The sequence below is a fragment of the Candidatus Ruminimicrobiellum ovillum genome (assembly GCF_002392975.1).
GTDB lineage: Bacteria > Elusimicrobiota > Endomicrobiia > Endomicrobiales > Endomicrobiaceae > Ruminimicrobiellum > Ruminimicrobiellum ovillum.
This window is the reverse complement of record NZ_DGIC01000010.1, coordinates 263,447-282,108: the sequence shown is the minus strand read 5'-3', so window position 1 is coordinate 282,108 and position 18,662 is coordinate 263,447. Positions and strand designations below refer to the sequence as shown.

17 protein-coding genes are annotated in these 18,662 nt (G+C 30.9%); 5 read left to right on the top strand and 12 right to left on the bottom strand.

From position 1 onward, the window contains the following. Positions 1–11 precede the first annotated feature (11 nt). The 12 genes from B2Y85_RS05860 to B2Y85_RS05805 form a co-directional block, all read right to left on the bottom strand. Positions 12–872: a ParB/RepB/Spo0J family partition protein gene (locus tag B2Y85_RS05860; RefSeq protein WP_372519542.1), complete on the bottom strand. Its 861-nt coding sequence runs from the start codon at positions 870–872 to the stop codon at positions 12–14. Between the two features lie 35 nt (positions 873–907). Continuing rightward, a complete protein-coding gene (locus B2Y85_RS05855; protein ID WP_372519541.1) occupies positions 908–1,687 on the bottom strand; it encodes a ParA family protein in 780 nt (259 codons plus the stop codon). Positions 1,688–1,740: 53 nt separating this feature from the next. Continuing rightward, a complete protein-coding gene (locus tag B2Y85_RS05850; RefSeq protein WP_372519540.1) occupies positions 1,741–2,436 on the bottom strand; it encodes a hypothetical protein in 696 nt (231 codons plus the stop codon). Between the two features lie 48 nt (positions 2,437–2,484). Beyond that, complete coding sequence (locus B2Y85_RS05845; RefSeq protein ID WP_372519539.1) at positions 2,485–3,186, bottom strand: hypothetical protein; 702 nt, start codon at positions 3,184–3,186, stop codon at positions 2,485–2,487. Between the two features lie 153 nt (positions 3,187–3,339). Beyond that, on the bottom strand, positions 3,340–4,215 hold the full coding sequence (locus tag B2Y85_RS05840; RefSeq protein ID WP_372519538.1) for an SPL family radical SAM protein: 876 nt from the start codon (positions 4,213–4,215) through the stop codon (positions 3,340–3,342). 237 nt (positions 4,216–4,452) lie between these two features. Beyond that, on the bottom strand, positions 4,453–5,760 hold the full coding sequence (locus B2Y85_RS05835; protein WP_372519537.1) for a B12-binding domain-containing radical SAM protein: 1,308 nt from the start codon (positions 5,758–5,760) through the stop codon (positions 4,453–4,455). Positions 5,761–5,870: 110 nt separating this feature from the next. Next, complete coding sequence (locus tag B2Y85_RS05830) at positions 5,871–6,614, bottom strand: glycosyltransferase family 2 protein (protein WP_372519536.1); 744 nt, start codon at positions 6,612–6,614, stop codon at positions 5,871–5,873. An 11-nt stretch (positions 6,615–6,625) separates the two neighbouring features. Then, the gene (locus tag B2Y85_RS05825; protein WP_372519535.1) at positions 6,626–7,279 is read right to left on the bottom strand and encodes an HAD family hydrolase; all 654 of its coding nucleotides are present in this window, start codon (positions 7,277–7,279) and stop codon (positions 6,626–6,628) included. A gap of 106 nt (positions 7,280–7,385) precedes the next feature. After that, positions 7,386–7,820 carry an ACT domain-containing protein gene (locus B2Y85_RS05820; protein ID WP_372519534.1) on the bottom strand — a complete coding sequence of 145 codons (435 nt, stop codon included), beginning with the start codon at positions 7,818–7,820 and terminating at the stop codon, positions 7,386–7,388. Positions 7,821–7,912: 92 nt separating this feature from the next. After that, entirely contained in the window at positions 7,913–9,217 is a 1,305-nt protein-coding gene (locus tag B2Y85_RS05815; RefSeq protein WP_372519533.1) for a phenylacetate--CoA ligase family protein, read from the bottom strand. Positions 9,218–9,251: 34 nt separating this feature from the next. Then, positions 9,252–9,719, bottom strand: a complete 468-nt coding sequence (locus tag B2Y85_RS05810; protein ID WP_372519532.1) for an indolepyruvate oxidoreductase subunit beta — start codon at positions 9,717–9,719, stop codon at positions 9,252–9,254. A 237-nt stretch (positions 9,720–9,956) separates the two neighbouring features. Then, positions 9,957–11,828, bottom strand: coding sequence for a thiamine pyrophosphate-dependent enzyme (locus B2Y85_RS05805; protein ID WP_372519531.1), 1,872 nt, complete (start codon positions 11,826–11,828; stop codon positions 9,957–9,959). Here B2Y85_RS05805 and B2Y85_RS05800 point away from each other — a divergent pair. The 5 genes from B2Y85_RS05800 (at position 11,810) to gyrB (ending at position 18,625) form a co-directional block, all read left to right on the top strand. After that, on the top strand, positions 11,810–12,994 hold the full coding sequence (locus tag B2Y85_RS05800; RefSeq protein ID WP_372519530.1) for a M23 family metallopeptidase: 1,185 nt from the start codon (positions 11,810–11,812) through the stop codon (positions 12,992–12,994). The two genes, B2Y85_RS05805 and B2Y85_RS05800, sit on opposite strands and share 19 nt — an antisense overlap. A gap of 182 nt (positions 12,995–13,176) precedes the next feature. Next, entirely contained in the window at positions 13,177–14,529 is a 1,353-nt protein-coding gene (gene dnaA / locus B2Y85_RS05795) for a chromosomal replication initiator protein DnaA (protein WP_372519529.1), read from the top strand. Positions 14,530–14,751: 222 nt separating this feature from the next. After that, on the top strand, positions 14,752–15,870 hold the full coding sequence (gene dnaN, locus B2Y85_RS05790; RefSeq protein WP_372519528.1) for a DNA polymerase III subunit beta: 1,119 nt from the start codon (positions 14,752–14,754) through the stop codon (positions 15,868–15,870). Between the two features lie 4 nt (positions 15,871–15,874). Further along, a complete protein-coding gene (locus tag B2Y85_RS05785; protein ID WP_372519527.1) occupies positions 15,875–16,147 on the top strand; it encodes a DUF721 domain-containing protein in 273 nt (90 codons plus the stop codon). Between the two features lie 21 nt (positions 16,148–16,168). After that, positions 16,169–18,625 carry a DNA topoisomerase (ATP-hydrolyzing) subunit B gene (gene gyrB / locus B2Y85_RS05780; RefSeq protein ID WP_372519526.1) on the top strand — a complete coding sequence of 819 codons (2,457 nt, stop codon included), beginning with the start codon at positions 16,169–16,171 and terminating at the stop codon, positions 18,623–18,625. The last annotated feature ends 37 nt before the right edge of the window (positions 18,626–18,662 follow it).

Here is an 18,662-nt window from a genome sequence, read left to right as displayed (position 1 = left end):
ATTGTTAATTACTATTTTTTTAAAACATTTGATATTCTTTCCAATTCTTCCAAACTGCTGTAATTGAATATAATTTTACCTTTTTTACCATTGCCTGTAATAGCAATTTTTGTTCCGTATACTCTTTGCAAATCATCAATTAAATTTGTAATTTCAACATCTTGTTTTTTTGTTACAACAAATCTTGTTACTTTTCCTTTTCCTTGAGCTACTTTCGTTTCGACATCTCTTACCGTTAAACCGTCATTTAATATTTGGTTAACCAACTCTTGTACTTTATTTTCGTCGTTTATACTTGCCAACATTCTGCCGTGACCGGCCGATATTTTGCCTTCAATTATCATATTTTGAACATTTTCCGGCAAATTCAATAATCTCATTGTGTTTGCTATTACCGATCTGTTCTTTTTTACTATAGATGATATTTGTTCTTGTGTATATTTATATTCTTCAGAATATTTTTTATATGCTTTGGCTTCTTCTATTGGGTTTAAATCTTCTCTTTGTATATTTTCTATTAAAGCAAGATCCAATTTATCTTTATCCGAAGCGCCCTCTTGAATTATTGCTCTGATTTCAGTAAGACCGGCAAGTTTTGATGCTCTTAATCTTCTTTCACCGGCTATAAGTTCATATTCTCCCGGTGCAACCGAACGAACTACAACTATAGGTTCTATTAATCCGTTTTGTTTTATAGATTCCGCAAGCTCTTGTAACTTCTCTTCATTAAAAATTGTTCTTGGCTGATGTCTGTTAGGTTTTATTTTATCAATACTAATATTTTCTATTTTTTCCGCTGCATCATTATTTTGATTTGCTGTTAACGGTGACATTATTGCTTCTAGTCCTCTACCTAATTTCATTTTTGACATTTTATATCTCCTTTTTAATTAATTTTACAGTTTATTTATTGTGCTGCATTAGGAATAACGTTTTGTCTTTGCAAAAATTCCGTAGCAAAATCCAAATAAGATTCCGTTCCTTTACAACTTTTATCGTACAATATTACAGGTTTTCCGAAACTCGGAGCTTCCATTAATTTAACCGTTCTCGGGATTTTGGTATTATAAACTTTATCACCGAAAAATTTTACAACTTCATCTACAACTTGTTGCGATAATTTTGTTCTGCTGTCAAACATTGTAAATAAAACGCCTTCTAGGTCTAAATGATATGTTTGCATTAATGTAAATATAGTTTTTGAAAGTTGACCTAAACCTTGCAATTCAAAAAATCCGCATTTCATGGGAATTATTACGGTATCTGCGGCAACTAAAGAGTTAATTGTTAAAAGTCCAAGAGTAGGAGGACAATCTATTATTATATATTTGTAAACTTTTTGGAACTTTTCCAAAGCCATTTTCAATCTTTTTTCTCTGTTTTCCATATTAACCAACTCTATTTCCGCACCGCTTAAATCAATACTTGCCGGTGCAATATCGAGCCAATCCATTTCCGTAGTTTTAAGAATATCTTCCAAGGCAACTTCATCTATAAGCACATTATATATTGTTTTTTTAATACCGGTTTGATCTATTCCCAAACCGCTTGTGGTATTGCTTTGAGGATCCATATCTATCAACAAACATTCCTGCCCCAAATGAGCTAAACTTGCTGCAAGGTTTATTGCAGTTGTTGTTTTCCCTACCCCGCCTTTTTGATTTGCAATGGCAATTACTTTACTCATAATAATTCTCCTGACTTAACTTCTAACTGTTTCACATGAAACAATTATATATTTTATTTTATTATAGAATCATACATTCTTTGAGCTTCAGAATTTATATCTCTATTTTTTTCTTCTACATTTTTTTCTTTAATATAATTTACAGATGATATAACGTTTGTTTGTTTTTTGTATTCTATTGAACGATTTATCGTTAAACTTAACATTATAGATATAGTAATTATAGCCATTGTCGATAAATATATATATAAAAAGTATTGAAATGCTATATTTTGTGAATAATTAAAATTTTTAGAATTGCTTTCGGCTAATATTATAATAAGGGGAAATATTACCATTAAAAAAATTGTGAATTTTCTCCAGTCCGCACCACAAATATCCAATGAATACTCTTCAAAAAAACTAATGGATTTATTAATTTTATCACAATATTCTTTCAATTTTTTATCTTCGTCCCACCCCTTTAAAATGGTTATTGACCGCTTTGAAGACTTTAACATAAGATCATAAACATAATATACAGAACGTTTATCCATTGTTAATCTTCTTCTGACATATGCTTCTTTTATATTTTTATATTTTCTTATTTTTGTTGTAAAAGGTAAGAAAAAATATGTTGAATATAGCAATGCTGTGAGTTCATTGTTGATGATTTTTAGTTCAAATTTTTTTGGAGCTGACAAATATATTATAAGAAACCCAAGAAAAGCCACAAGTATATTTAATACCAATATAGCCGTAAAATTCATACTATCTCCGCTTTAAATTGTTCCACATGAAACATTTGTATTTTATTTCTATTTTATTAAAGAATCATATATTTTTTGTGCATCAGCAGCCAGCCTATCCCATTCTTTAATACTTTCTTCATCTATATCATATTGTTTATTACCGGTGTTAGTTTTCTTATTTTTATGTCTATCTAAAGAATTTAATATTACGCTTGACAATACAAGTACAAAAAATATAAGTGCCGATATCATATATGACATAAAAAGCTCCATCATATGTCCATCTGTCATAATATTAATTTCAGGCTTACCATTAAAACATATTAAGAATAAAATAAAAACAAAAAAGCAAACAACTATACTCATTTGAAACGAAGAATTATTCAATAATATGTATTCCCCGGAAGAATTAATACTTTGAATAATAACTTCACATTCTTTCGACAATTCTTTCTTATTTCCTTTCTTCAATGATATATTCTTCCCGGGAATATGTAAAATAAGTTCGTATATATTATGTTTCTTGGCACTCGACATATCTCTATTTACAGATAATTCTATATTCTTTAAAGTATGGTATTCCGTTACTTTTGTTCTAAACGGTAAGAAAAAATAATTTGTATATATTTTTAGTGGCGCAGTACTATTGACACCATTAATTTCAATCTTTTTTGGAGGAGAAAAATATATTAAAAACAATTCCAAGGCCACAAAGAAACCGGTAAATAATAATATAGTTCCGAAAAATGATATAATTTCGAAATCCAATTTTATTCTCCTGTAATTGTTTCACATGAAACAATTATATATTATTTAACAATTTTTTACAATATACTTTTGTTTTAAATTTTTGTTAATTATACACTATACATTGTAAATTATAAATTGTCGTTTTGTTTCACATGAAACATTCACCGCTTATCAAAATAACTCTAATTGTTGTTTTTCCGGAATTTCTTTGCTTTCAAAAGTATTTAAATATTGAAAAATATCATTATTATTATAAATCATATTATGTTTTTGGCATGTTTTATAGAATATATTCATTAGATGTTTATTATTTGGACTGTTCAATATATAATCAGTTCCATAGGTTTTTATATATTTTTCTTTTAATCGGGGGAAATATTTATCTAATTTTTTGTAAAAGTATTCTCTGTTACCGTCCCTTAAAGTTACACCCATACCGAAACATATTATCCCGTAAACATTCGCTTTTACACAATAATCCAAAATACCGGTCAGATTTTCTTCGGTATCATTTATAAACGGCAATATCGGTGTAAGCCAAACAACTGTCGGAATATTATTTTGATTAAGTATTTTTAATGTTTCAAATCTTTCTTTGGTAGTGCTAACATTTGGCTCTATTATTTTGCAAAGTTTTTCATCGAAAGTGGTTAATGTCATTTGAATAACACATTTTGTTTTACTGTTTATTGCCTTTAAAATATCTAAATCTCTTATTATTGATGATGATTTTGTTATAAGTGTGGCCCCGAAACCATATTTATATATTAATTCCAATGATTTTCTTGTATTTTTTATTTCTTTTTCTAAGGGGATATACGGATCTGTCATGGAGCCCATACCTATCATACATTTCTTTCTTTTACTTTTGAGAGATTTCTCTAACAGTTCTATAGCATTTGATTTTATTTCTATATCTTCGAACGGATGTTGCATATTATAAACTTTACTTCTTGAATCACAATATATGCAACCATGGGAACAACCTCTGTATAAGTTCATCCCGTTTTTGGCAGACAATATAGTTTTTACCTTTGTATAATGCATATTTTATCCAAATTATAAATGTTTCACATGAAACAATACTGTAATCTATAACTTATAATGTAAAATATATAATTAACAACTAAAATAACTACCTTATTCTTGGCATTCAAAGACTTTTAAGATTTTAAATTATAACAAAGTATTTACCGACTGCAGTGTACATAAGGAAAAGCGAATGCGACCGGTACATAAAGAAGGTAAATACAAAGTTATAATTTAAAAGATAAAGCCGTTTAGCTAAAGTTGTTTGTTTAAGTTTTTAGCATACTCTTTAAGTTTAATAAGTTTATCATAATCTTTATTTAATGTCATAAAATAAGTATTATTTTGAGTGAGGGGATCTTGTTTTAGTTCTTGAGGCAATGTTTGCCAGTCTTTGGTATATGGTATCGGACTATATTCCGATAAGGATATTCTTGAACCCAAACCATGAACATATTCTATAGATTCTTTAATATTTTCTATGTTTTGTCCCGGCATACCTATTAAAAGATACGTTATATATTCCCCGCTTTTATATCCTGCATTATTCAAATATTTTATTGTTCTTTCATACTCATTGTTACTAACTTTATTGTTGCTGTTTTTCTGTTCTTGGGTATTAGAAGTTTCCAAACTGAATCTCGGTTGAATAAATTTAGCATTGAACATTAGTTCAGCAAGTTCTTCATCCAAAAATCGAGCATGTAAGCCGTTGGGAGTATGGAAATAAAAAGATTTATTATCTTTTATCATACTTTTCAGCATAACTTTTATTAGTTTATCCGAATTGAATATCAATGCATCATCATAAAAGGCTATGTTCTGTATATTGTTTTCTGTTAATTTATATATTTCATCTTTTATTGTTAACGGATTTTTTATTGTATATGTATTATTATTTAATATGTATTGCGCACAATAATTGCACTTAAACGGACATCCGATACTTGTTTTTAACACAATGTATTCTTTGTTCTTGTAAAAAGAGTAGTCCGGACACGGGAAATCTGTAAAATTTGAAGTTAATTCAGCCGCTATATTATATTTTTTTAATATCGGATTAAAATTATTGAAAGATCCTATTACTACATCATCTATAGTTTTTATTGTTCTTGCATGTTCATTACACAATGTGGCATATATACCGCTGAGAATAATCGGGACATCAGGAAATATTTCTTTTAATAATTTTGATACCTCTATTATACCCAAATACCAATAGGTCATAATGGAACCTATTATTATAATGTCCGGCTTTTCTATGTTTCGAAAAAAGTTTTCTGCTATATCGGAAGGAATACCATATCTGTGATATTTTCTTTTAATATTGCTTATTACTCTGGGTTTTTCTATTTCTTGTTGTATATAATGACCGCATCCGTATTTGTTTGACGGCTGTTTTGATACACCGGGATAATTTCTGTCCATATAATCAAACAACTGTACATCTATATTTTGTTGTTTTAATATTGAAGATAAATATAGAAGCCCAAGAGGTTTTGCCCACAAATCATATGCGGCAAAATCGTATATCGGGGGATTAACTAATAATATTTTGGTCATTTTAATGGTTTTTATTTGTAAATTGTCTTTATTTACTGTCTTTCAGTTGTTAATTATAAATTATACATTATAAATTGTAAATTGTCGTTTTGTTTCACGTGAAACATTAATTAATAAAATTTTTGCTTTTTAATACCTAAGATAATAAGTATACTATATAATCTAAAACTAATTAAATCTTTTATAGAGTATATTATATTTCGCATTCGCCTGAAATGTTTTCTGCTAAGTCTTCTTCTGTTATATTTTATTTCTATCGTTTTAACATCAGCATTTAAATATTTCGCTCTTAATATTATTTCCGTTTCAATAAAGTTAGAACTTATTGCATTTGGAAATGCCTTTTGTAACAAATCTTTTTTTATTATAAAAGTATAATTACAATCTGCTATATCTATCAATGCCAAGGGGAAAAATATGTGTAAAACAACTCTATTGAAAACAGAAACAAATATTCTCCAATTTGATAAATCCGAATACCCCTTTCTTTCCAACACCAATAAATCGAAAGGATACTTTTGTTCAATTATGTTACAAATATCTTTCGGATCTAACGGCAAATCTGCCGAATTGAACAAAACATAATCGTTTAATACTTTTAAAAAGCCATATCTTAATGACTTTGCTATACCTATATTTCTATGATTTTTTAAAACTATTAAATTGGGGTATTTTATTGATAAATCAATGAGTTTTTTGTTGGTATCATCATTGCTGCCATCGTTAATAACTATTAGTTCGGCCTTTTTAAAATTTTTACATTCCAACATTGTTTGTTCTATGGCGAACATTATGTTTTCCTGTTCATTATAAACAGGCATTATTATGGATAATGATATTTCCGAACACTTCATTATAATATATCCTATAAAACATCACTAACTTTTTTACAAACAACATCCGATTGTTTTAAGTATTGTTCGGGAAGACTTGTGGTAACCGTTACACAAAACATTTTTGCCGATTTTGCAGCTTTTATGCCATAGGGGGCATTTTCTACAACTATACATTCACCGGGTTTAACTTTTAATTGTTTTGCCGCAGTCAAATATGAATCCGGATAAGGTTTTCCTCTTTTTATCATATCCGCCGCTATTATTACATCGAATTTGGATACTATCTTTTTAGGTAACATGGATTTTACTTTATCTCTGTTGGAACCTGTAACTATTGCAAGCAAAAATCCTTGTTTTTTCAATCTGTTTAGCACTTGTTCAATATCCGGAAACAAATGAACTTTGAAATACTTTTTGTATAATTTATCTCTTAATTTTAAAACTTGTTCTATAATTTTATCATCACATTTAATGTTATCTCTTTTAAAAAATCTCTTAACACAAATTTCACATTTTTCACCTTCATTTTCATAAATATCAAAAGGGGAAACGGTAACTTTATACTTTTTTAATGTTTCAAACCAAGAAATAAAATGATATGGCATGGAGTCAACAATAACTCCATCCATATCAAATAAAACTGCTTTATATTTTTTAAAATTCTTAATCTTTTTTGCTTTCAATCTTCTAATCTTCCAATATTTTGTCGTTGTTGTGTGCAGTTGTCGTTCAAACCTATAACCTTATCACCTTATAACCCTATAAACTAAAAATTGCCTTTGGCAATTTTTATAGTCCCAAGGCCACTTTGTCATCTACAATAGAAACATTATTTTTTTGCAGTATATCTATTGCCTTTTCAACGTTATCGAATTTTAATACCATTAATGCTTTTTCACTGGCTTTTTCAACAAAGCCGTACATATATTCAAGATTTATATCGTTATCAGCTAAAACTTTTAATGCTTTTGCAAGTCCGCCCGGTGTATCGGAAACTTCAACAGCAACAACAGGAGCTATTTTTGCAATAAAACCGTTTTCTTTTAAAACTTTTTTTGCTTTTTCAGTATCATTTAAAACTACTCTTAGTATTCCAAATTCAGGAGTTTCAGCAATCGTAAGAGCTTTTATATTTATGTTATTATCACCCAACAATCCGCAAACGTTTGCAAGTCTTCCTTTTGTATTTTCAATAAAAATTGATACTTGGCTAATTGTTTTCATTATTCCTCCTAAAAATTGCTCTGCAATTTTTACAAAAAACTTTTCAACTCTTCAACCTTTCAACTTTTCAACTAATTTTTGCAAAGCAAAAATTAATGTAGGTTTCTCTTATCAATAACTCTTTTAGATTTTCCTTCGGTTCTTGCCAATGTTTTCGGTTCCACTAACCTAACATTAACACCTAAACCTATGGTGGAATCTATTGCTCTTTTAATTGTGGCTTTTATATTTTCCAAAGCTTGCAATTCATCGGTAAAGAATTTTTCGTCAACTTCAACCAACACTTCCAATTTATCCAACGAACCGTCTTCTCTGTCAACTATCAACTGATAATTAGGTAAAGCACCGTCAACCTGCAACAAAGCATGTTCTATTTGCGTCGGGAACACATTTATTCCCCTGACAACTATCATATCGTCTGTTCTGCCTTTTATTTTGCTGAGTCTCGGAACTGTTCTTCCGCATTTGCAAGTTTCATAAGTTATTGCAACTATATCTCTTGTTCTGTATCTTATTAAAGGAATTGCCTGTTTTGTTAATGTTGTAATTACAAGTTCTCCCGGTTGGCCTTCAGGAACAGTCTGGTTTGTTACCGGGTCAATTATTTCAGGATAAAAAAAATCAGACCAAATATGAAGACCTTCTCTTGCCGTACATTCCTGTGCAACTCCCGGACCGCAAATTTCGGAAAGTCCGTAAATATCTGTTGCTTTCATATTCAAGGTTTTATCTATCGTATCTCTCATGGCAATACTCCATGGTTCGGAACCGAATATTCCCACTTCCCAACTTGATGTTCTCGGATCAACTCCCAATGCTTTCATTTCTTCTGCCAAATATAAAATATAGCTCGGAGTACAAGCTATAATTCTCGGTTTAAAATCCTGCATTAACTTTATTTGTCTTTTTGTTTGCCCTGTTGCTGCAGGAATAATTGTTGCACCGAGTCTTAATGCTCCGTAATGAAGCCCTAAACCGCCGGTAAACAGTCCGTATCCGTAAGATATTTGAATAATATCTCCCCTTTTACCGCCTGCACAAGCAATGGAACGAGCTGCAACATTTGCCCAAAGATTAAGATCTCTTTTTGTATAACCTACAACCGTAGGATTACCTGTTGTTCCGCTCGATACATGAATTTCCGCAACATTTTTAATGTCCGTTGAAAAAAGTCCAAACGGGTAAGAATCTCTTAAATCTTCTTTCGGTGTAAAAGGTAATTTTGTAATATCGTCGATAGATTTAATGTCTGTCGGTGTTATTCCCAACTTGTTAAACTTCTGTTTGTACACAGGTGAATTATCATAGATGTATTTTACAACTTTTACTAATCTTTCCGATTGTAAATTTTTTAAGTTCTCTCTGGATGCACATTCAATTGCTTCATTGTAAATCATACAACTCTCCTCTTTAACGACTTATAACAACTATTTATACTATCGCTGATTTAAAAATTTCCAAGTTTTTTTCTACAAACTGTGGTTTTATAACCTGCTTTAATGCTTTTTCCCAACTTTCTTGTGAAATCTTTAAATGTTTTGATAATACTCCCAACATATACGTATTTAAAAATTTAGGATTTGTTATTTTTTCTTGTCCTTTAACAAAATCTTCAAACAAATCCACACCGTCTTTTTTTAACATAAATTTCATTCTTTCATGTTCACCTTTTTCAAAGGAAAGCAAGAAATCTGCTTTACCGCACTCTATTATCGGCGAAAAAACCTCTTTTCCGAACCTTAAATGAGATTCTACCGAACCCCCTCTTTGTGCCATACCGTGCACTTCGGATTTTTTTACATGGTGCCCGTCGTACATTGCAGCAAGCCCTACGATTTCCGCTGCGGTTAAAATACCTTGACCGCCTGTACCACAAAATAATATGTTTATTGTATCCATTTTATATACCTTCCCCTATTCAAACTTTTAAAATTTTTATTTAAAAAGCATGATTAAAGCCGTTTATGAGTGCAGAAAAATTTAAAGTAAAAATTATAAATTCTTAAATTTTTAAACCGCTGATGTTTGAGTTTTTTTCGCTACATTATGTCGTTAGAAAAAAACGAGTTCTGCGGTTGGCTTTAAATTTTTCAAACGAATGGCTTTTTTGCTTGAAAATATAAAATTTTAAAAGAACTATTTCATTTCTTCCAATGCACCGAATTTGCATTGTTGTACACAAACGTTGCAACCTGCACATAAGTTTTCGTTCAATTTTATGTTTCCGTTTTCGTCTTTAAATATTGCAGGGCAATCCACGCTTACACACATATAACATTTTTTGCATTTATCAGCATAAAATTTCGGTGCAGGTTTTTTACTTCTGTCTATCATTTTGCAAAGACCGATTCTTACTATCAAAACAGAAAGTTCGTCTTTTGCGGTATATTCTTTTATTTTAGATTCTATTACGGCTGAGCTGTCGCCTATAACTTCAACATTGTCAGCACCGCACGCTTTACATAAAGTAACCAAATCGAGTCTCTTTGTTTGTTCCCCTTTAGCGGTAACTCCCGTTGCAGGGTTAGGCTGTGCTCCCGTCATTGCCGTCGTTCCGTTATCAAGGATAATTATTACACCTTTAGTTTTATTGTATGCACAATTAACAAGCCCTTCTATACCTGAATGACAGAATGTTGAATCGCCGATAACTGCAACTGCTTTATCTTTACCTAAAATTTTGGTTAAACTGCTCATTATCGTTACACTTGAACCCATACAAACTGTGGTATGAAGCGCGGATAACGGCGGTGTTGCACCGAGTGTATAACATCCGATATCACCGGCAACAACAACTTTGGTTTTTCTTAAAGCAACAAATGTTGCTCTGTGGGGACATCCTGGACACAAAACAGGTTTTCTTCCCGCCTGAGGATATGTGGTTTTAGGTTTACCTTCAACTATATCTCTAACAGATTCCGGATTAAGTTCCCCTACTCTGTATGTATAATGTTTTCCCTGACATTTTATTCCCATCTGTAAAAGATGTTCTTCTATAAAAGGTTCACTCTCTTCAACAACAACAACTTTTTCCATTTGAGAACAAAACTCTTTTATTTTTTTGTCCGGAAAAGGAAACGGCATTGAAAGTTTTAATACGGAAGCATTCGGATACACTTCTTTAACATACATATATGAAACACTGTCCGTAACTATACCTAACTTTTTATCTTTTATTTCAATGAAATTTTCCGCTAAATTGTCGGAAAATTCCTGCATTTTTAACAATTTTTCTTCCAAATCTATATGTTTCTTGTAAGCATTTGCCGGAACCATAACATATTTTCTCGGATTTTTTTCGAAAGGTTTATCGGCAACTTCCGTTCTTGTACCTATTTCAACAGTTTCTTTGGTATGAGCAACTCTTGTAGTCATTCTAAATAAAACAGGGGTATCAAACTTTTCGCTTATTTCGTAAGCAAGTTTTATTAATTTTTTTGCTTCCTGCGGAGAAGAAGGTTCAAGTAACGGAATTTTTGCAAACTTTGCAACAAGTCTGTTATCCTGCTCGTTTTGAGACGAGTGCATTCCGGGATCATCACCGGTAACAATAACAAAACCCGCATTAATTCCCGAATATGTTGCCGTCATTAAAGGGTCCATCGCAACATTTACTCCCACATGTTTCGACGAATAAATTGACCTTACTCCGGCAAAAGCAGCTCCCAAAGATACTTCAAAAGCCACCTTTTCGTTTATTGACCACTGTGCATCTACTTCTTTAAATTGTGCCAAATACTCTAAAATGTCTGTTGCAGGTGTTCCCGGATAGGAAGCTGCAAATTTTAGTCCTGCCTCGTAAGCTCCTTGTGCAAGAGCCTCGTTTCCTGATAAAAGTTTATAGTTTTTCATAATTGCATATTTTATATAATTTGACGGCTGTTGTGCAAGGAAAAATAATGATTTTTTATCGGGTTGTTTTTGTTGTAAAAAAATATCAACAAAAAAATGGTATAAAATATTTTTTATTATGCTATAATTTGTAAGATATGAAAAAATTTTATTCATATATATTATTACTTTTTATCGCATTTTTTATAGGTTGTACAAGCGATAATATGGAAATAGATATCACAAAAATGCCAGAGGTTGAAACTGTTGTTATTCAACCCGGAGATGTTTTCGGTAAAACTTTCGAGCAAACAAAATTATCCAAACAAGAAAGTTTAAAAATTTTAGCGGAATTAAAAAAGTATATCAACATTAATAAATGTAAACCTAACGAATTCTATGAAATAACATATTCCACCGATACCGCTATAGAAGAAACTTGGACAAATTTTAAGTTTTTCCCGGAAGGACAATATTTTTATTCCATAGATAAATCTACCGATAATGTTATAACTTCCGAAAAACTTGAATTGCAAACAACTTCACAAATTTTTGAAGTGTCGGGAACAATAGAAAATTCGTTATGGGAATCAATGTCCGCTTCCGAAATAAAGCCTGCTATTATTCTTGATTATGCCGACATGTTTGCATGGCATATAGATTTTCTTACCGACTGCAGACCCGGTGATATTTATAAACTTATATATGAAGTAAAAACATTGGAAAAGAAAGATACCGTTCTTTCTTCGGAAATTATTGCAGGACAATATATTACGGCAACATCAACAAATACCGCAATAAGATTTGTAAATTCTAAAGGTGATGAAGGATATTTTGATGAAAACGGTAAATCGGTAAAGAGTGCATTTTTGAAAGCACCTTTGCAATTTAAAAGAATTTCTTCTTATTTTAAAAAGAAAAGATTTCATCCTATATTAAAACGTTACAGAGCGCATGAAGGTATAGATTATGCAGCACCTATAGGAACACCGGTATCGGCAGTAGGTGACGGTGTTGTAACAAAATCGCAATACAGCGGCGGATACGGTAACCTTGTAATAATAAAACATCCTAACGGATATGAAACTTATTACGGACATTTGTCTAAATACGGTAAAGGTATAAAAAAAGGTGTCAGAGTTAAACAAGGACAAGTTATAGGTTATGTAGGTTCTACGGGACTGTCAACAGGTCCTCATTTGGATTTTAGAATCAAAAAGAACGGAACATTTTTCAACTATCTTACTATGAAAATGCCGCCAACTTATACTTTAACCGGTAAAGATAAAGAAGATTTTGATTTACATAAACAAGAACTTATTAACAAGTTTAACCAAATATAAAATTTTGTAAAAATTTGTTTTAAAAAACAGCAAAAATTTTAGTAATTTTTTTGCTTGACTTGTGTGTATCAATTTTATATACTCTTTTGACGATAAAACTTACAAATATTATTTTTATTTTTTTTAAGTTTTTTATATTTTTTTAAATAGTTATCCACAATGTGGATAAGTTTGGGGATAAAATGGAAGTTTCTATTACAGACGCATGGAAAAAGGTTGTGGATAACTTAACATTATCCGTAGGGCAGGGCGCAGTAAATTTGTGGTTTACGGGTGTAAAACCGGTTTCTTTAAATGAAAGTGTTTTTTTAATTTCCGTACCTACAAAGTTTTATTCCGATTGGATAGAAAAAAATCAACAATTTAATATTGAACAAAATTTAAAGGAAATTTATTCTAAAGATATAAAGTTGGAATATAAGATTGAAAAAGATATTTCCGACGAAATGACAAAAGTTCCTACTATACCTATACACAATGATACTCCTGTTCCTTCAATAATAAAAGATCAACTTAATCCGAAATTAACTTTCGACAGATTTATTGTAGGAAATTCCAACAGATTTGCTTCCGGTTGTGCCGAAGCGGTAACAAAAAATCCCGGAAAACAGTTTAATCCTTTATTTATATACGGCGGTGTGGGTCTGGGTAAAACTCATTTAATGCATGCTATAGGTAATGAATTAAAAAAGAATTTTCCTAATTTTAGAATATTATATGTAACATGCGAAAAATTTGTTTCCGACTTTATTGAAGCTATAAGATTTCCGGATAAAATGCCGGCTTTTAAAAATAAATACAGAAATCTTGATTGTCTTTTAATAGACGATATTCAATTCCTTACAAAAAATGCAGGAAGATCTCAAGAAGAGTTTTTTAACATATTTAATACGTTAAAAGATAGCGGTAAACAAATTGTTATTGCTTCCGATAGACCTCAAGATAAATTGGAAGTTGAAGAAAGATTGGTATCAAGGTTTAAATGGGGTAATACCGTTGATATTCAAAAACCGGATTTGGAAACAAGAATTGCAATATTAAAGAAAAAAGCCGAAGAAGAAGGTTTTTCCGTTCCCGAAGATGTTATATTATTTATCGCTTCACAAATAAAATCCAACATCAGAGAATTGGAAGGAACATTATTAAGAGTTACGTCTTTTATTAAATTTACAAATACACCTTTTACGTTAGATGCTGTAAAAACAATATTAAAAGATATTGTGGTTCCTGAAGAAAATGTACAAATAACTATAGATAAAATACAAAAAGTTGTTGCGGAAGAATATCATTTAACGGTAAAAGATTTAAAAGTTAAAAAAAGAACCAATCAACTTGCTATGCCCAGACAAATAGCAATGTATTTGGCAAGATCTTTAACTGATATGTCTACTACGGCAATAGGTGACACTTTCGGCGGAAGAGATCATACTACCGTTATGCATGCTTATAATAAGATAGCAAAAAAAGTTAAAGATGATGCTTGGTTTGCTGCCGAAATAAATAAAATTATTAAATTGATAAAAGAAGATAATTAGTTGTTAATATTTTTGTTAATTTTTTAATTTTTATATAAAAAATAATTTTTGGTTCTAATATGTTAATAAAATTAAAAAATTATTAACATAGTTATTAACTTTAATTTTGTAAAAAAAATATTTGATAATTATAATTTTTTTTATTTTTAATTTAATTATCAGGTTATTAACAATTATTATTATTATTATTAATTTTTTTTAAATAAAAAGGAGGAAAAAGTAATGAAGGTAATTTGTGCAAAAGATGAATTAATAAAGGGGATGCAAATAGTCCAGCCTGTGATAGCTTCAAAAATAACTTTACCTGTACTTTCCAATTTTTTATTTGAAACGGAAAAAGATAAAATAAAATTATCCGCTACGGATTTGGAAATAGGTGTAACTTGTTATATAAAAGCGGAAATAGTAAGTGAAGGTGCAATTACAATACCAGCAAAAAGATTTTCCGATATTATAAAAGAAGTTTCGGACGGTAATATAGAAATAAAAGCAGATGAAACAAATCAAATAAACATAAAAGCAAATAAATCTAAATTTGTTTTGATGGGTATAGATAAAAAAGATTATCCTACATTACCTGATTTTCAAAAGGAAAATGTATTTTCTTTAAAAAAACAAGTATTAAATTCCATGCTTAAAAAAACTATATTTGCAGTATCTAAAGATTCTCAAAGATATGTTTTAAATGGAGTATGTTTAATAGTTGAAGACGGAACAATAAAAGCGGTTTCTACCGACGGAAGAAGATTATCTTATATTAGCAGTGACGGTATAGATAAAAAAATTAAAGGTAAAGTAATTATTCCTACAAAAGCTGTTTCTGATATTTTAAGATTGATTTCCGCTAACGATAAAGTTGAAGAAGTTCAAATAAGTTTAAGTGACAATTTAATGACTGTTATGATAGGAGATATAACTTTCCAAACAAAATTAATAGAAGGTGTATTTCCTAATTATGAGCAGGTAATACCTAAAAAGGCAATGTCAAAAATAAAATTAAATGTTGCAAATACAATATCTGCGGTAAAACAAATGGCTTTACTTACCGGAGATAAACTTGTTGCAGACAGAGCATCGTCTATTAAGTTAAGTTTTGAAAAAAATAAAATGATAGTTTCGGCAAATACGGTAGGTTTGGGTTCCGGAGAAGCAGAAGTTGAAACGGAATATTCAGGTGAAGTATTTGATATAAATTTTAATCCGAATTATATAAAAGATATTTTACAAAACATAGAAGATGAAAATATTTATTTTGCATATACTACTTCTCAAAATCCAGTAGTTATAACCCCGGAAAAAGATAAAAATTATCTTTGTGTAGTTATGCCTATGAGATCGTAATAAAATGAAATTTACGGAAGTTTCGTCGATAATAAAACAAATTTCTGATAAATTAGGTTTAAATGACGACTATTTTATTATTATGTCCAAATGGCAACAAGAAGTAGGCAATAATAAAGTAGAGTTAAATGGTTTTAAAGACGGAGTACTTTTTGCATCTGCAAAATCGGCAGTTTATGTAAATGATTTGAATTTAAGAAAAAGACAAATTATAAATAAACTTAATCAGTATTTAGGAAAAAAACTGATAAAAAATATAAAGTGTGAAATTAAGTAGTAAAAGATATGGAGGAAGTTAATGACTAACGAAGAACAAAATAAAGCGGCATCGAATTATGATGCTTCGAAAATTCAAGTATTAGAAGGTCTTGAAGCTGTCAGAAAAAGACCTGCAATGTATATCGGTTCAACATCCGAACAAGGTCTTCATCATTTGGTTTATGAAACCGTAGATAACTCTATCGATGAAGTTTTGGCGGGTTTTTGTAAAAATATCGATGTTACAATTCATCCGGATAATTCAATAACGGTATTGGATGACGGTAGAGGTATTCCTGTAGATCCGCATCCTAAATATAAAGATAAATCAGCACTTGAAGTTGTTATGACGGTTTTGCATGCCGGCGGAAAATTCGATAAGAATTCTTATAAAGTTTCCGGAGGTTTGCACGGTGTCGGAGTATCGTGTGTAAATGCTCTTTCTACAAAATTGGTGGTTGAAGTTTACAGAAACGGAAATATTTACAGACAGGAATATGCTAAAGGAAAACCTACAACAAAACTCGAAATAATAGGTAAAACCGACGACAGAGGAACAAAAGTTACATTTTTACCGGATCCCGAAATATTTTCCGTTACAACATATTCTTTCGATACATTGGCTAACAGATTAAGAGAATTGGCATTTTTAAATGCCGGTGCAAATATTACAATTATTGACGAAAGACAAGATAAAGAATACACTTTCCATTATGAAGGCGGTATAAAAAGTTTCGTTTCTTATTTGAATACAAATAAACAGGTTATAAACAAAGAACCTATATATTTCACAAAAAACAAAGATAATGTGGATGTTGAAGTTGCAATGCAATATAATGATTCTTACAACGAACAAATTCACACATTTGTTAATAACATTAACACTGTCGAAGGCGGAACACATTTATCGGGTTTCCGTTCGGCATTAACAAGAGTTGTTAACGATTATATTAAGAAAAACGAATTATCAAAAAATAAAAATTTAACTCTTTCCGGAGAAGATGTAAGAGAAGGTTTAACTGCAGTTATTTCCGTTAAAGTTCCCAACCCTCAATTCGAAGGACAGACAAAAACAAAGTTGGGAAACTCCGAAGTTGAAGGTATCGTAAAATCTCTCGTCGGTGATGCACTTGCAACATTCTTGGAAGAAAATCCGGGAATTGCAGGACAAATATTGGAAAAATCCATTAATGCCGCAGAAGCCAGAGAAGCCGCAAGAAAAGCAAGAGAACTTACAAGAAGAAAAGGTGCTCTTGATTCGGCCGCTCTTCCGGGAAAACTTGCGGATTGTTCCGAAAAAGATCCTCAAAAAACAGAACTTTTCATCGTGGAAGGAAACTCTGCAGGAGGTTCTGCAAAGCAAGGCAGAAACAGAGCATTCCAGGCAATACTTCCTTTAAGAGGTAAAATCTTGAATGTTGAAAAATCTCGTCTTACAAAAATGTTAACAAACGAAGAAATTAAGACGATGATAACCGCAATCGGTGCAGGTATCGGTAAAGGTGAAGGTGAATTTAACATAGATAAAGTAAGATACCACAAAGTTGTTATCATGACCGATGCCGATGTCGACGGTGCACATATCAGAACACTTCTTTTAACATTTTTCTACAGACAAATGCCTCAACTTATAGATAACGGTTATGTTTATATTGCACAACCGCCTTTGTATAAAGTTAAAAAAGGTAAAAAAGAAATGTATTTACAGACCGAAGCAGAACTTGATAAATTTTTGTTTAAACAAGGTTTGGACGGACAGTCGATGATATTGTTAAAAGACGGACAACAAATCGGCGATGTTATAGACCAAAAACAATTAACACAAATTGTAGATTCCATTGCGGAACTCGATAACCTTATAATTAAAATTACAAAGAAAGGTTTAAAGTGGAGTGAATATCTTAAATTCAGAGAAGAAGGCAAAATGCCTCTTTTCAGAGTTGTAGATCAAAATCAGGTAAGATATATTTATTCCGATAAGGAATGGAAAGAATTTAAAGCGGAACTTGCGGAAAGAAAAAAACAAATGCAACAAGACAACGGTGAACTTCCGGTTGACGGTTTAACCGAAGATATATTGCCTGAATATAAAGAATTGTGGGAACTTCCGAGAATAAATATTTTGGCAAACAAACTTGAAAGCAAAGGTTTACACTTGCACCATTACGGAACAACACACGTAAGACCTGTTTACAGATTAAAAGGCGCAAACAATGATGTTCACGATTTGTCATCGACAAATCAGTTGATAGAACAGATTAGAGAGTTGGGAAGAAAAGGTGCAACAATTCAAAGATATAAAGGTTTGGGTGAAATGAACCCCGAACAACTTTGGGAAACAACAATGGATCCCGCAAGAAGAAAAATGTTGCAGGTTAAACTTGAAGATGCAATTGAAACAGACAGAATATTTACAACACTTATGGGCGATAAAGTTGAAGCAAGAAGAGCATTTATTCAGGCACATTCGTTAGATGTAACCAATTTGGATATTTAACAAATTGCAAAGCAATTTGTTGAGGCATGGATGTATA

Bases quoted from the DNA above. Each gene is read 5' to 3' on its own strand.
- dnaN (WP_372519528.1), top strand. From the start codon at position 14,752: ATGAAGGTAATTTGTGCAAAAGATGAATTAATAAAGGGGATGCAAATA.
- B2Y85_RS05855 (WP_372519541.1), bottom strand. From the start codon at position 1,687: ATGAGTAAAGTAATTGCCATTGCAAATCAAAAAGGCGGGGTAGGGAAA.
- B2Y85_RS05830 (WP_372519536.1), bottom strand. From the start codon at position 6,614: ATGAAGTGTTCGGAAATATCATTATCCATAATAATGCCTGTTTATAAT.
- gyrB (WP_372519526.1), top strand. From the start codon at position 16,169: ATGACTAACGAAGAACAAAATAAAGCGGCATCGAATTATGATGCTTCG.
- B2Y85_RS05810 (WP_372519532.1), bottom strand. From the start codon at position 9,719: ATGGATACAATAAACATATTATTTTGTGGTACAGGCGGTCAAGGTATT.
- B2Y85_RS05860 (WP_372519542.1), bottom strand. From the start codon at position 872: ATGTCAAAAATGAAATTAGGTAGAGGACTAGAAGCAATAATGTCACCG.
- B2Y85_RS05785 (WP_372519527.1), top strand. From the start codon at position 15,875: ATGAAATTTACGGAAGTTTCGTCGATAATAAAACAAATTTCTGATAAA.
- B2Y85_RS05840 (WP_372519538.1), bottom strand. From the start codon at position 4,215: ATGCATTATACAAAGGTAAAAACTATATTGTCTGCCAAAAACGGGATG.
- B2Y85_RS05820 (WP_372519534.1), bottom strand. From the start codon at position 7,820: ATGAAAACAATTAGCCAAGTATCAATTTTTATTGAAAATACAAAAGGA.
- B2Y85_RS05815 (WP_372519533.1), bottom strand. From the start codon at position 9,217: ATGATTTACAATGAAGCAATTGAATGTGCATCCAGAGAGAACTTAAAA.
- B2Y85_RS05835 (WP_372519537.1), bottom strand. From the start codon at position 5,760: ATGACCAAAATATTATTAGTTAATCCCCCGATATACGATTTTGCCGCA.
- dnaA (WP_372519529.1), top strand. From the start codon at position 13,177: ATGGAAGTTTCTATTACAGACGCATGGAAAAAGGTTGTGGATAACTTA.
- B2Y85_RS05805 (WP_372519531.1), bottom strand. From the start codon at position 11,828: ATGAATAAAATTTTTTCATATCTTACAAATTATAGCATAATAAAAAAT.
- B2Y85_RS05800 (WP_372519530.1), top strand. From the start codon at position 11,810: ATGAAAAAATTTTATTCATATATATTATTACTTTTTATCGCATTTTTT.
- B2Y85_RS05850 (WP_372519540.1), bottom strand. From the start codon at position 2,436: ATGAATTTTACGGCTATATTGGTATTAAATATACTTGTGGCTTTTCTT.